Source organism: Salinimicrobium xinjiangense DSM 19287, assembly GCF_000423585.1.
Lineage (GTDB): Bacteria > Bacteroidota > Bacteroidia > Flavobacteriales > Flavobacteriaceae > Salinimicrobium > Salinimicrobium xinjiangense.
Genome location: NZ_AUIG01000026.1, coordinates 63,188 through 76,669, shown reverse-complemented (window position 1 = coordinate 76,669; position 13,482 = coordinate 63,188). Strand labels below are relative to the sequence as shown.

The window sequence follows — 13,482 nt, the reverse complement described above, 5'->3', positions numbered from 1 at the left end:
AAAAAGATCTTTAAACTCTTTGAAGTGTTGTCAATTTTAAAATTTTTAATTTCGCCGTCTTCTGTGATAGAACAAATATCCAGGGATAATTTGCTAACATCGACTCCGATAAATGATTTAAATTTCATAGTTTAGATTGAGTTAAAAAAGAAGAACCTTTACCTAAAAACCTTAACAGGTCAGGGCTGATATCTTATACAGGTCTTGGTTCATTAAAACCTGTCAGTTCCAAATATCGGGATAGTGCGTTTCTAAGGCTATCGCTGGATCGCTGACAGGTTTTCAATTATACTACTTTTAATTAAAAAAGTATCAATACAAACCTAAGGTACCTATCGGGACCGCAAAGAGCGCAGAAAAAAAATAATTACCTGATTCTAAAAATTTCACACAAAGTTCACTAAGATGGACAAAAAGATCACAAAGAGATTCGTGAAGATCGGTGAGATCAGCGGGAAATTTAAACGGTGAGTAGTAGATCGTTTTTCCCTTCCCAATTCTGCTCATCCCACCCCAGCCATCCCTAAGGGAGGGAGTTTTTTTGCTAAAATAATTCAGCGGAGATTTGCGAGATCAGCGGGAAATTTGAACTATTGAACTGCGCTAAACTTTTTCGTTTTACCCCTTCCAGAAAGCCTGCCTGCCGCAGGCAGGGGAGCCGAAAAAGTTAGATCGACAGAAAGAGTGTTATTGATAATTCAAATTCCGATTTTTTTCATTTCTATCCCCGAAGTTTTAAGATCTCACTTCCCACTACCTAAAGTAATTTTTAATCAAAATCTGCGGAACCCTTGGAAAAACAGGGCATCTTCAACATCCTTAGTCTAGTATCCAGCCTCTAGGTTCCACTCTCTTATTCTTTTACTTCTAACTTCGTACTTCTAAAATTTACCTTCTCAATACTCAATACTCACTACTTAATTCTCTATACTAACCTATCCAAATACCTTCTTGATCACCCAGGCGGGGCCGATGAGCAGAAATTGGAGATCTTTTAGAAAAGAAGGTTTTTTACCTTCTACTTTATGTCCGTAGAACTGTCCAATCCACGCCACCACAAAGATGATCAGCGAGACCAGCCAGAGAGGTGCAAATTGCGATATGTAGTAATTCCCCGCGATGCAAAGTGCTGCAAATATCAGGATCTTTATTCCCATGGAAACAGAAAGCCGCATGTAGAACAACAGCACCAGGAGGAGCACAACCACGGCCCAGTTCTCCAGAAACGGAATATACATGGGAAAAATACCTGTGAGAGGTCCCGGCGGAATGCTCATGAGCAGTCCAACAATAGAAAAGAAAATGGCAGGGACACAGATGTAATGTATCAGCTGATTGGTCTTGTTCTGGTGGCTAACGGCATATTCAGAAAACCATTGGTCTAAGCTCCGCATTATTTAGGTTTTAGTTTGAACAAGATAGGAATTTTGGGAAAATTCCGCAGGAAATTTGTATTTTTCAGGATATCATTGAGATTAAAAATATGGCTGAAACTGCTTCAAATACGCTTCCCCTGGGGACAGAAATTCTTGATTTCGAACTGCCTGATTCCGTTACGGCAAATCTCTACTCTCTGGCCGATGTAAAAGGAGAAAGAGGAACGGTGATCATGTTCCTGTGCAACCACTGCCCATATGTGAAGCATGTGGTCGATGAAATTGTGCGGGTGGCAAATGATTACCGGGTGTTGGGCTTTGGTTTTGTAGCCATAAGCAGTAATGATGTGGAGCAATACCCCGAAGATCACCCCGATCTTATGTGGAAATTCGCCCGAAAGCATAATTTTACTTTTCCCTACCTCTACGACCGAACTCAGGAAGTGGCGCGGAATTACAAGGCAGAATGCACTCCCGATTTTTACCTTTTTGACGGGGAAGATAAACTGGTGTATCACGGACAACTGGATAGCTCCCGCCCCGGCAACGGCCATTCGATAAACGGCAGGGAACTGCGCGAAGCCCTCGATGCCATTCTTGGCAGCCGACCTGTTCCCGGACCTCAAAAACCCAGTGTAGGCTGTTCTATTAAGTGGAAATACACTCCTAAGGAATAAGGCTTAAGGATGAAGGATTAATTGTTTATTGATCCTTGTTTATTGATCATTGAATAAACATTAACTCAGATTTAACTGCTGCAGAATTTCAAGAAAATTTTATTGAGTAAATTTAAAGTTCTTTATTCATTTAATTCTTGAAAGACTATGAGTACACTACGTTTAGGAGATAAAGCTCCAAATTTCGATGCTGAAACTTCAGAAGGAAAGATCAACTTTTACGATTTCCTTGGCGATAGCTGGGGAATATTGTTTTCTCATCCGGCAGATTATACTCCGGTTTGTACTACCGAGCTTGGTGCTGCAGCCAAATACAAAGATGAGTTCGAAAAGCGTAACGTGAAGGTGATGGCACTAAGTGTGGATGGTGTTGAGTCTCACAAGGACTGGATCAAGGATATCAATGAAACCCAGAATACCACCGTCAACTTTCCGATCATAGCCGACGAAGATCGCAAAGTAGCAGACCTTTATGATATGATCCATCCCAATGCCGATGACACCCTTACAGTAAGATCAGTTTATGTCATTGCACCAGATAAATCCATCAAATTAATAATCACCTACCCTGCCAGCACCGGACGGAATTTTGAGGAGCTGTTAAGGGTGATTGACTCACTTCAGCTAACAGCGTACAAAAAAGTAGCAACTCCGGCGAACTGGAAGTCGGGTGAAGATGTAGTGATCAGTCCATCGGTAACTAACGAAGAAGCAGAGAAAATGTTCCCGAAAGGGTTCAAAGAAGTGAAACCTTATTTGAGAATGACGCCGCAACCTGAGTAGGTTCAAGGTTCCAGGTTCCAGGTTCCAGGTTCCAGGTTTAAGGTTAAAATTTGCGAGTTTGTCCTTTGAAAACAAACGGACAACCGACAACCGACAACTGAGAACCGACAACCTTATAAAGGTTTAAAGTATAAGGTCTAGGGTATGTAATAAAACAGACAACCGAGAACTGATAACCGACAACGTCTACCGTCTAAAATAAAAACCTCAGCTTCTTAATGGAAACTGAGGTTTCTTTTTTACCTGAAAGATTGTTTACTTCACCTTTACAAGCTCCACATCAAAAACAAGTGTGGCATTTGGTGGGATCACTCCGCCGGCACCTCTTGAGCCATAGCCAAGATGAGATGGTATTACAAATCTCGCCTGATCTCCTTCTTTTAAAAGCTGAATTCCTTCGTCCCAACCTTCGATGACATGACCTTCACCTAAGGGAAATTCAATGGGTTTCTTCCTTTTGTATGATGAATCAAATACAGTTCCATCAGGCAACATTCCTTTATAGTGAACTGAGACAGTCTTACCTTTCTCTGCTTTTTTCCCGTCGCCTTGGGCAATCATCTTATAGCGGAGTCCGCTGTTGGTTTTTTCAAAGCCCTGTGAGAGTTCGCCGAGCAATTCTTCCTGCTGTCTTTTGGCTGCAGCCTCTCTTTCGGCTTTTGCCCCGTTGAACTGACGGAAAGTTTCAACGGCATTAAAGTTCTGCGCATACTCTCCTTCCCTGATGATCTCTACTGTCTCAATCTTATCCCCTTGTTTAATGGAATCTACCACATCCTGACCTTCCACAACATGGCCAAAAACGGTGTGTTTCCCGTCAAGCCAGGGTGTTGCTACGTGAGTAATAAAGAATTGACTTCCGTTCGTTCCCGGGCCGGCATTGGCCATGGAAAGAATGCCGGGGCGGTCGTGTTTTAGGTCGGGATGAATTTCATCTTCGAACTGATATCCCGGTCCACCTGTTCCTGTGCCTTTAGGATCTCCTCCCTGCACCATGAAATCGGGTATCACCCGGTGGAATTTTAATCCGTCATAGTAGGGTGTTCCCTGTGGTTTTGCCTCATTTTCAAGTTTTCCTTCAGCAAGACCTACAAAGTTTCCTACTGTACCGGGTGTTTTCTCATGTTCCAGTTTAATGGTGATATCTCCTCTTGTTGTTTGGAGTTTTGCATATAAGCCGTCGTTCATGTCGTTGTTTTAAGTTAAAAAGCAAAGATAATATAATGAATAATGTTTAGGGAATAATGTATGAGGAAAGGAGTGTGATTTGGGAGAATGTTAAGGAATGAGGGAAACATATAAAGTGAAAACAGAAAATATTAGTACCGTAGTGACCTGGTAGGTAGAAATAAAAAAAATTTTAAAAAGTCCCGTAGGGACGGAAGTTCGGTAGAAATATATTCGTCAAACAGCATATAGCCCCCTAGGGGCGACAGATTTATTCAGGAGTTTTAAATATGTATTTCACGTTATATTCCACCTTTTGTTCCTCAAGAATTTCTAGATACTCTTCTTGAAATGTCTTTTTCCTGTGGTGTTCCTCTTGATCTTCAATATAAGATACAACCTTAGGCAATTGTAATTTAGAATGTGCAAAAGCACCGAAACCCTCTTGCCATGCAAATTTTCCAATTGTCAGCTTTTGTTCATTAATCCATTTGGAAGAATTGCTTTTAACATCTTTTGCAAGATCGGAAATGGATTGATCCGGCCGTAGTCCAATAAGTAAATGAACATGATCTGCCATTCCATTTACAATTAATGTTTTATGGCCATTGTTCCTTACAATCGCCACGATGTATTGGTAGAGTCTGTCTCTCAATTGCGGTCCAATTAGGCCCTGCCTAAATTTTACGGAAAAGATGAAATGAATATGGATTTGAGTGTAGGTATTGGCCATTATAATCCGCAATTATTTCTAAATTTAAGGATTAGGTCCTATTTCTGTCGTCCCTACGGGACTTTATTTCTTTTGACTGCTTGCTTGCTACCGAACTTTCGTCCCTACGGGACTTAATAATCAGAAAAAACTATTCGTCTATTCATAGCTTTAAAACAATAAGCAAATAACAATTATCAGTATATAAGTTTAAAGTTGCCCTTGGGAGAATTTAGCGTTAGAAAAAGTACTCTAGGTTCGATAATCAGTAATTAGAAAGTGCAAAAAAATCATGAATCCATGGCTATATTTTTCGAAACCGACCAAAAAAAGCCGAAACTTCCGTTCCGGCTATTACTCCTTATTCCTTAAACCTTAATCCTTTAATTAGCTACTTCACTGATGAATTTGATCCTGTATAATCGTAATTCTTCTTCGTCGTAATCGCCATCAAATTCTTCCATGGCCTCTTCGATCTTATCGTTTTGGGCATCGAGGAAGTAATCGTGTATTTCTTCCTGTTGATCTTCATCAAGAATTTCGTCTATCCAGTAGTTGATGTTCAGTTTGGTACCACTATAGACAATTGCCTCCATCTCCTTTATAAAGTCTGTCATCTCCATGCCTTTGGCTGCAGCGATGTCATCAAGTGGAAGTTTGCGGTCAACATTCTGAATTATATATAATTTGAGTCCGCTATTGGCTCCGGTGGATTTTACCACCAGGTCGTCGGGACGTATAATGTCATTTTCTTCAACGTAACGGGCAATAAGATCAACGAACTCTTTACTATAAGCTTTTGATTTCTTTCCTTCCCCGACACCATGTATGTTTCCAAGTTCTTCCAGAGTAACCGGATATTTCAGAGCCATGTCTTCAAGGGAAGGATCCTGGAAAATGAGATGTGTTGCCAAACCGACTTTTTTAGCCACCTTTTTCCGAAGCTCCTTCAGCATCTTTAAAAGAGTTTCATCGGTTCCGCCTCCGGATTTAGCTGCAGATACGATTCCGTCGGTGCTGCCGACTTCATAAGTATGATCTTCAGTCATCATGAAAGACTGTGGATCCTTCAGGAATTTCTGTCCTTTTTCGGTGAGTTTTACAACTCCGTAGGTCTCAATATCCTTCCGCAGGAATCCTGCAACCAGTACCTGTCTTAACAGGGCCATCCAGTATTTAGAATCTTTCTCTGCACCCTTTCCGAAGAGCTCATGCTCATCTGTGCGGTGAGATTTGATCAAAGCATTAGATTTTCCAACAAGGGTATTTACAACCTCTTTGGATTTGTAAAGCTGATTCGTCTCCTTAATGGTACGTAACAACAGCTCTACCTCCTCCTTCGCTTCATGTTTTTTCTTGGGATTGCGAACGTTATCATCCATATTGGCACCCTCACCGGTGTCTTCATCAAAATCTTCCCCAAAATAGTGCAGGATGAACTTTCGTCTGGAAACAGAGGTTTCAGCAAAAGCCACAACTTCCTGCAGTAGCGCCTGACCGATCTCCTGTTCGGCAACAGGTTTACCACTCATGAATTTTTCAAGCTTCTCAATATCTTTATAGGAATAGAATGCGAGACAATGACCTTCACCTCCATCCCTTCCGGCACGACCTGTTTCCTGGTAATAACTTTCAATACTTTTTGGAATATCGTGGTGGATCACAAAACGTACATCTGGCTTGTCGATCCCCATTCCAAAAGCAATGGTTGCAACCACCACATCAACCTCTTCCATAAGGAACATATCCTGATGTCTTGAGCGTGTTTTCGCATCGAGACCGGCATGATAAGGCACGGCAGAAATTCCGTTCACCTGCAGGGTTTGAGCCAGCTCCTCCACCCGCTTTCGGCTGAGACAGTAAATAATACCCGATTTCCCCTTGTTCTGTTTAATGAACCTGATGATATCGGCATCTACATTCTTGGTCTTGGGCCGGATTTCGTAATACAGGTTAGGACGATTAAAGGAAGCCTTGAAGGTACGTGCATCTGTAATGCCGAGGTTTTTAAGAATATCCTCCTGTACCTTAGGCGTAGCTGTAGCCGTTAGCCCAATAATTGGAATATCTTCACCTATTCGTTTCACGATATGTCTCAGATTTCGGTATTCGGGTCTAAAGTCATGGCCCCACTCACTGATACAGTGAGCTTCATCAATAGCCAAAAATGAGATTTTAACGCTGCGTAAAAACTCAACATTCTCTTCTTTGGTAAGCGATTCAGGGGCTACATATAATAATTTGGTGATTCCGTTTGTGATGTCTTCTTTCACCTGCTTCACTTCAGTCTTATTAAGGCTGGAATTGAGCACGTGGGCAATACCATTTTCCGAAGAAATTCCGCGGATGGCATCTACCTGATTTTTCATTAAAGCGATCAGGGGAGAAACCACAATAGCAGTTCCTTCCTTAATAAGGGCAGGTAATTGATAACACAGGGATTTACCACCTCCCGTGGGCATAACCACAAAGGTGTTATGATTGGTAACTATACTCTTTATTACCTCTTCCTGGAGGCCCTTAAACTGGCTAAAACCAAAGTATTTCTTAAGCTGTTCGTGTAAATTGATTTCCTGCGAAGTCATTCAATTGTGTTACAATTTTACATACATTTGCACAAAATAAAGATACGTTTTTCTTTACTTCATACAATTTCTAACTCTACAAATTTGACACCTCAAGAAAAAATACTCTCTGTTGCCAGAGAAACCATTTTAACTGAAGCCAAAGCGATAGCAAATTTAGAGCAATTATTAGACCACAATTTTGCTGAAGCCGTTGAGGCGGTGTACAAATCAAAGGGAAGAGTTATTATTACCGGAATAGGAAAAAGTGCCGTGATCGCCACCAAGATCGTCGCTACCCTTAACTCCACCGGCACCCCCGCAGTGTTCATGCACGCGGCCGATGCCATACACGGGGATCTGGGGACCATTTTGCAGGATGATGTGGTTATTTGTATTTCCAAAAGCGGAAACACCCCCGAGATAAAGGTGCTGGTTCCCCTTATCAAGAATTTTGGTAATATCCTCATCGCTATTACCGGAAGTACAGATTCTTTTCTTGGAAAACAGGCCGATTACACGCTCAACTCCTTTGTGGAAAAGGAAGCCTGTCCTAACAACCTTGCTCCTACTACCAGCACCACTGCGCAACTCGTAATAGGCGATGCCCTGGCAGTTTGTCTGCTTGAGCTACGGGGCTTTTCGAGTCAGGATTTTGCAAAATATCACCCGGGAGGCGCACTGGGCAAAAAGCTGTACTTAAGGGTAAGCGATATTGCCGATCAAAACCAGAGACCGGTAGTTACTCCCGAAAGTAGTATCCCTCAGGTGATCATTGAAATTTCTGAAAAGATGCTCGGTGTCACTGCAGTACTGGAAAACGAAGAGATTATAGGAATTGTTACTGACGGGGATATAAGGCGAATGCTACAAAAAAGTATTGACATCTCAGAACTGACTGCCCGGGATATCATGAGCCCGAATCCCAAGACCATTGAAAGCGATGCTATGGCTGTGGACGCGCTTGACGTGCTGGAAGAAAATAAGATCTCACAGCTGCTGGCTGTACAGGACGGAAAATATTACGGGGTGGTGCATTTACACAACCTGATAAGGGAAGGAATTATTTAGGATGGCGAAAGTAAAAAAACCCGCCGAGGAAATGTCATTTTTGGATCACCTGGAGGACCTGCGCTGGCACCTCATCAGGGCGACCCTGGCAGTTGTAATTGCAGGTACGGCCGCTTTTCTTGCTAAAGGTTTTGTATTTGATGTATTACTTTTTGGTCCAACAAATGCCGATTTTTTCACCTATGACATCCTCTGTCGTCTCTCACGCCTTGTAGGTATTGAAGAAGGCGGCTTCTGTTTTGATGAAATGCCGTTCACGCTCCAGTCCAGGACCATGGGCGGCCAATTCTCGGCACACGTCTGGACCTCTATTACCGCAGGATTTATTGTGGCTTTCCCATACATCATATACGAATTCTGGAAATTCATCTCCCCGGCCATGTACACCAATGAACGCAATACGGCAAGAGGTTTTATTTTCATCTCCTCCTTACTGTTCTTCCTGGGAGTACTTTTTGGATACTACCTTGTGACCCCGCTTTCCATTAATTTCCTCGGAAAGTATCAGGTCAGTGAAGTTGTTCTGAATGAATTCGACATTGGCAGTTACATCAGTCTGGTACGCTCATCTGTGATTGCCTGCGGACTCATTTTTGAGCTGCCCATCATCATCTATTTCCTTACCAAGATCGGACTCGTGACGCCGGAATTTCTTCGGAAGTATCGCAAATTCGCTTTGGTGATCGTATTGATCCTTTCTGCAATTATTACTCCGCCGGATATTCTGAGTCAGATCATCGTAGCCATTCCGGTGCTTGTTCTGTACGAGGTGAGTATCATGATTGCCCGAATTGTCACCCGGAAAGAAGAAAGAAAACTTAAAAAACAAAAGCAATGAAAAATCAGGTAGAAGAATTTAATGAATACCGCCAAAAGATGAATGAGAAGATCCTTGGCGACAACAACAAGATCATCAAACGCATCTTTAATCTGGATACCAATGCATTTACAGCCGGTGCACTTGATGTAAAAACAAAAGAATTACTTGGTTTGGTAGCCTCCACCGTACTCCGCTGTGATGACTGTATAAAATACCATCTTGAAACCAGCTACAAGGAAGGTCTTTCCAAAGAGGAAGTAATGGAAGCATTGAGCATTGCCACATTAGTTGGAGGAACGATTGTGATTCCGCATTTGAGACGGGCATATGAGTTCTGGGAAGAATTGGAAGCCCCCCAACCCCCAAAGGGGGAGTGATCTCCAGCCCCCCAACCCACAAAGGGGGAGTTACTTTCGGACAGAGGAAAGAGGAGAGAGGAAAGAGGACAGAGGACAGAGGACAGAGGACAGAGGACAGAGGACAGAGGACAGAGGACAGAGGACAGAGGACAGAGGACAGAGGACAGAGGACAGAGGACTAAAGATATTAATACTGCTATGGAAAAGGTGCACTTCAACTTTGAAGATTTCAAGGTTTATCAAAAGGCGCTGGATTTTACCGATCATGTTTATGATCTCACAGCCAAATTTCCAAAGCAGGAACTTTATGGTCTGACTTCCCAATTCAATCGTGCCGCAATTTCTATTGCTTTAAATACTTCTGAAGGATCTGGGAACACAGACGCTCAATTCAATAAATATTTACAAGTAGCTGATGATTCCATAAGAGAATGCGTCACCTGCTCTACGATAGCATTCAGAAGAAATTATATTACTTCTGAAGAAAATCAGAAAACGCGAATTTTACTTCTGGAAATGTTCAAAATGATTAAAAGTCTTCAGAATTATTTGAAATCCAAGGGGAAGTAATTTGTTGATTTAAAAGAAAAAAAATTAAAATCTGTCCACCGTCCACTGACCACTGACCACTAAATTTTTATCTTTATCGACAATTGCACAGTAATTGCTTATCTCAGTACTCAATACTAAATACTCAATACTAACACATGAAGTTATACGCCGAAAGTCTTGTAAAATCCTATAAAGGTCGGGAAGTTGTAAAGGGAATTTCGCTGGAAGTGAACCAGGGTGAGATCGTGGGGCTATTGGGTCCCAACGGAGCCGGAAAGACTACTTCTTTTTACATGATCGTAGGCCTGATCAAGCCAAACGGCGGAAGGATCTTTCTTGACAGGGAGAACATCACCAAATTTCCTATGTATAAGCGGGCTCAGTATGGGATTGGTTATTTGGCACAGGAAGCTTCTGTATTCAGAAAATTAAGCATTGAAGATAACATCATGAGCGTTCTGGAACTTACTGATCTTTCCAAGAAAGAACGCAAAATGAAAATGGAGTCCCTTATTGAGGAGTTTGGTTTAGGCCACATCCGAAAGAGCCGGGGAGATCTTTTAAGTGGTGGGGAGCGCCGGCGAACGGAGATCGCCCGTGCACTGGCTACAGATCCGCATTTCATCCTGCTCGATGAGCCATTTGCGGGAGTAGATCCCGTGGCCGTAGAAGATATTCAGCGCATCGTCGCACAGCTGAAAAATAAGAATATCGGAATCCTTATCACCGATCACAACGTACAGGAAACCCTCGCTATTACCGACCGCACTTACCTCATGTTTGAAGGTCGTATCCTCAAAGCCGGAATCCCCGAAGAACTTGCCGAAGACGAAATGGTAAGAAAGGTATACCTGGGACAGAATTTTGAGTTGAGGAAGAAGAAGATCTTTGAATAGGCCTCCGGCCTGGTTCAAGGTTCAATGTTTAAAGTTCACAGTTCTAATTTTGTTTTTCACGTAAATACTGCCTACTGATTACCGAGCACTGCTTACTCAAAAGTCCCGTAGGGACTAACTATGGGTAGAAAAAAAATAATATAGTTGAAAATCTGTGCCTTTAGGTACAGAATATGATCATTTAATTTAATCACAGGTTTTCTAAATACAGAAAAATTAACCTCAGCAATAATCAAATTGGTCAGCAAAGAAACCTTCCAAAAATGTCATTTTTAAGAGGTCTTTACCTCTTCCATTTAATTACACCATCTTCTCACGTTATATTCCGTACCTAAAGGCACGGATACCCAGGTGGTGCTTCTTACTTTCTACCGATATGCTGTCCCTACGGGACAGAAAAATATAGATATGCTCCCTCGTCACGGATTACAAATCCGCGCCAACAAAAAAAGTGTTCAGTGCTCGGTGATCAGTGCTCAGAAAATTCGAGTATTCAGGAAAGATCAGGGTAATCCATTGTCATTCCGACGAAGGAGGAATCTCTTTCATACACGAGAGATTCCTGCCGGTCGGCAGGCGGGCTTCGCTTCGCAAAAAGCTCCGCTTGAATGACAAAAGTCTCTTCAGGCTTGCTTTTACTGCCAACTGATTACTAAGCACTGCCTACTCAAATTACCCCCAACCCTCTTTTCAGTGGGCAGTCGAAAGTAGGAAATAGGCAGTTCGATGACTATTCTTTGAACTTCTAATTTCGCACTTCTAAATTCTAACTTCGATACTCGTCACGGATTACAAATCCGCGCCAACAAAAAAAGTGTTCAGTGCTCGGTGATCAGTGCACAGAAAATTCGAGTTTCAGGAAAGATCAGGGTAATCCATTGTCATTCCGACGAAGGAGGAATCTCATTTATACATGAGAGATTCCTGCCGACAGGCGGGCTTCGCTTCGCAAAAAGCTCCGCTTGAATGACAAAAGTCTCTTAAGGATTGCTTTTACTGCCAACTGATTACTGAGCACTGCCTACTCAAATTACCCCCAACCCTCTTTCCAGTGGGCAGTCGAAAGTAGGCAATAGGCAGTTCGATGACTATTCTTTTTGAACTTCTAATTTCGTACTTCTAAATTCTAACTTCGATACTCGTCACGCAAATCCGCACCAACTTCACTTTGGAATTTGGAATTTGGTGCTTGGTGCTTTTTTTAATTACTCTCCACCACCGTCTCTCCCCCGATTCTATTAGAGATCATGGATACAATCACATAACTTAAAATGATCACCGGGATAGCAGCGAATTGTAAAAAGATAAGCAGGATCACACAAAAGATGAGAAAGAGGTAACGGATCTTGTTCTCTGCAAATCCCCAGCTGCTGAACTTTAGTGCAAATAAAGGCACTTCGGCATTCAGCATAAAACAACTGAATAAGGTGAGTCCGGCAAGAAACCACGGATTAAGAATAATATCCACTAAAAAAGGCTGTGGCTGAAAGATAAGGATCAGCGGCAGACTCAATATCAGCAGTGCATTGGCAGGCGTGGGAAGACCAATAAAAGAATCCGTTTGGCGCTCGTCAATATTAAATTTCGCCAATCTGTAGGCTGATGCAAGAGTAATTAATAATCCGAATAAAGCAAATACAGGAATGTTCCACTCCAGCAGGTCCTGTCCTGTAGTCCAGTCAACAGGTTGGGCAGCCGAACCCGGAAGAGCCTGTCTAAACAGCTGAAACATGACAATACCCGGCACCAGTCCGCTGGTCACCATATCAGCCAGGGAGTCGAGTTGTAGTCCGAGTTCAGATTTTACATCCAACGCCCGGGCAGCGAGTCCGTCGAAAAAATCAAAGAAGATCCCGAGTGCTACGAAGATAGCCGCCATAACCAGGTCTCCCTGTACAGCAAAGATAGCAGCGATACTGCCGCTTAGCAGGTTGAATAATGTAATGATATTAGGAACGTGCCTTGCAAAGCTCATATGGTTGGTTTTGTGTAAAAATAGGAAAAAAAGACCGCTACGCTGCAAGAGCCAAGAAACTAGAGCCAAGACTTTTATTCGTTAGCTCGTCAGGGATTGCAAATCTCTACACCTGCTCATCCTTAACGTCATCTCGACAGAGCTTTCTTCCGGATGGAGAGGAAGCGACGAGAGATCTCATGAATAAGAGGAAAAGGTTCCTTAGCAAAAAGGTATTTTCTCTTCTCAAGCACCAGATTTCTCAGTCGCTAGAAAAGCTCCTTCAAAATGACTACTCAAGAACAAAAATTCCACAGTCATCTCGACAGAGCTTTCTGAGCGGCAGTGAAGAAAGCGACGAGAGATCTCACGAATCTGAGTAAAATGTTTATTCCCAAAAGAATATTCTCTCATCTCAATTGGCAGATTTCTCAGTCGCCACAAAGGCTCCTTCGAAATGACAGGAAAGAAGAAGCGGATTTCTTAGTCACTCGACGAGTACCTCTAATATTGCATAAACATTCGTTTTAAAAACCCATTTAGTAATATTA

General features: G+C 42.4%; 12 protein-coding genes. 7 read left to right on the top strand and 5 right to left on the bottom strand.

Annotation, left to right across the window (positions count from 1 at the left end; translation table 11 throughout):
- Window positions 1-935: 935 nt before the first annotated feature.
- Window positions 936-1,394: an Mpo1 family 2-hydroxy fatty acid dioxygenase gene (locus G564_RS0111045; protein WP_029037717.1), complete on the bottom strand. Its 459-nt coding sequence runs from the start codon at window positions 1,392-1,394 to the stop codon at window positions 936-938.
- Between the two features lie 89 nt (window positions 1,395-1,483).
- On the opposite strand from G564_RS0111045, the gene G564_RS0111040 reads away from it, so the two are divergent.
- On the top strand, window positions 1,484-2,053 hold the full coding sequence (locus tag G564_RS0111040) for a thioredoxin family protein (RefSeq protein ID WP_029037716.1): 570 nt from the start codon (window positions 1,484-1,486) through the stop codon (window positions 2,051-2,053).
- A 147-nt stretch (window positions 2,054-2,200) separates the two neighbouring features.
- Window positions 2,201-2,836: a peroxiredoxin gene (locus G564_RS0111035; RefSeq protein ID WP_029037715.1), complete on the top strand. Its 636-nt coding sequence runs from the start codon at window positions 2,201-2,203 to the stop codon at window positions 2,834-2,836.
- A gap of 255 nt (window positions 2,837-3,091) precedes the next feature.
- Here G564_RS0111035 and G564_RS0111030 read toward each other — a convergent pair whose 3' ends face one another.
- The 3 genes from G564_RS0111030 to G564_RS0111020 form a co-directional block, all read right to left on the bottom strand.
- Window positions 3,092-4,024, bottom strand: a complete 933-nt coding sequence (locus G564_RS0111030) for a peptidylprolyl isomerase (protein WP_029037714.1) — start codon at window positions 4,022-4,024, stop codon at window positions 3,092-3,094.
- 250 nt (window positions 4,025-4,274) lie between these two features.
- Window positions 4,275-4,736: an IS200/IS605 family transposase gene (gene tnpA / locus G564_RS0111025; protein WP_029037713.1), complete on the bottom strand. Its 462-nt coding sequence runs from the start codon at window positions 4,734-4,736 to the stop codon at window positions 4,275-4,277.
- A 362-nt stretch (window positions 4,737-5,098) separates the two neighbouring features.
- Window positions 5,099-7,300, bottom strand: coding sequence for a RecQ family ATP-dependent DNA helicase (locus G564_RS0111020; RefSeq protein WP_029037712.1), 2,202 nt, complete (start codon window positions 7,298-7,300; stop codon window positions 5,099-5,101).
- A gap of 84 nt (window positions 7,301-7,384) precedes the next feature.
- On the opposite strand from G564_RS0111020, the gene G564_RS0111015 reads away from it, so the two are divergent.
- The 5 genes from G564_RS0111015 (at window position 7,385) to lptB (ending at window position 10,977) form a co-directional block, all read left to right on the top strand.
- The gene (locus tag G564_RS0111015; RefSeq protein WP_029037711.1) at window positions 7,385-8,350 is read left to right on the top strand and encodes a KpsF/GutQ family sugar-phosphate isomerase; all 966 of its coding nucleotides are present in this window, start codon (window positions 7,385-7,387) and stop codon (window positions 8,348-8,350) included.
- A 1-nt stretch (window position 8,351) separates the two neighbouring features.
- Window positions 8,352-9,188 carry a twin-arginine translocase subunit TatC gene (gene tatC, locus G564_RS0111010; RefSeq protein WP_029037710.1) on the top strand — a complete coding sequence of 279 codons (837 nt, stop codon included), beginning with the start codon at window positions 8,352-8,354 and terminating at the stop codon, window positions 9,186-9,188.
- Window positions 9,185-9,547, top strand: coding sequence for a carboxymuconolactone decarboxylase family protein (locus tag G564_RS0111005; protein ID WP_029037709.1), 363 nt, complete (start codon window positions 9,185-9,187; stop codon window positions 9,545-9,547). Before tatC ends, G564_RS0111005 begins: the two co-directional genes overlap by 4 nt.
- A 180-nt stretch (window positions 9,548-9,727) precedes the next feature.
- Window positions 9,728-10,099, top strand: coding sequence for a four helix bundle protein (locus tag G564_RS0110995; protein ID WP_029037708.1), 372 nt, complete (start codon window positions 9,728-9,730; stop codon window positions 10,097-10,099).
- Between the two features lie 137 nt (window positions 10,100-10,236).
- A complete protein-coding gene (lptB, locus tag G564_RS0110990; RefSeq protein ID WP_029037707.1) occupies window positions 10,237-10,977 on the top strand; it encodes an LPS export ABC transporter ATP-binding protein in 741 nt (246 codons plus the stop codon).
- Between the two features lie 1,201 nt (window positions 10,978-12,178).
- Here the strand turns inward: lptB and G564_RS0110980 are convergent.
- Window positions 12,179-12,952: a CDP-alcohol phosphatidyltransferase family protein gene (locus G564_RS0110980; RefSeq protein ID WP_029037706.1), complete on the bottom strand. Its 774-nt coding sequence runs from the start codon at window positions 12,950-12,952 to the stop codon at window positions 12,179-12,181.
- Between the last annotated feature and the right edge of the window lie 530 nt (window positions 12,953-13,482).